The organism is Vibrio sp. 2134-1, assembly GCF_033339495.1.
Map to the genome: position 1 here is coordinate 1 of NZ_JAWOUS010000430.1, position 697 is coordinate 697.

Annotated in this window: 1 pseudogene; it reads left to right on the plus strand. The window is 41.8% G+C overall.

Going from position 1 to position 697, the window contains the following annotated elements:
* Window positions 1–697, plus strand: a pseudogene (locus R7R78_RS26435) (hypothetical protein); the annotation flags it as partial.

Here is a 697-nt window from a genome sequence, read left to right on the forward strand (position 1 = left end):
AATTAAAATTACTAAACCTGCTCCTTACATGAAAACGAGTTGTGGTGTTATTGGTGGTATCTATACACTTGATTTTTTTATTGGGTGTACAACTTACCATGTTAACCAGCCTGATAGGGTTCTTACTATTAAGCGTGCTTATTTAAAGTGGGGCGATGTTTCGGTTGATGCTGTAGCTTCTAATGGGAGTTATACATATGGTTTAGGTATTTATGATTATCTTGAGTATTCAAGTTGCCCTGAAGGCCAAGTTTTAATTGATAATCAGTGTCAAAGTGATATTCCTTACTGCGAGCGTCAATCAACACTCGATGCTATAGATGCAGCGCGAACCCAATGCGTATCCAAAGGTGATCAATTCGCTTACTCCTGTAGTAACGAAACTGAGTCATGGGAATCTCAATGTAACGGCCGTGATTGTTCAGATGTTGAAGGTCAATCCGATAGCGTACGTTGGATGTCTAGCGTCTGGGGAAACTCGTCGCCTTCTTCTTATCTTTGCTCTTCTATTGGTGGCGGTTGTGGTGCCGCCATTGATCGTTCTAGCTCTTGGTGCGGTGAGTCTGGTTGGTGCTATGCAACTTTTACTGTTATAGGCCCTTCTTGTGACAGCACTACTGGTAATCTTTTTTGCAATGACCCTGAGTGTAAAACACTTAAAGACCCTAATACTGACGATAAACCAGATACTGACCCT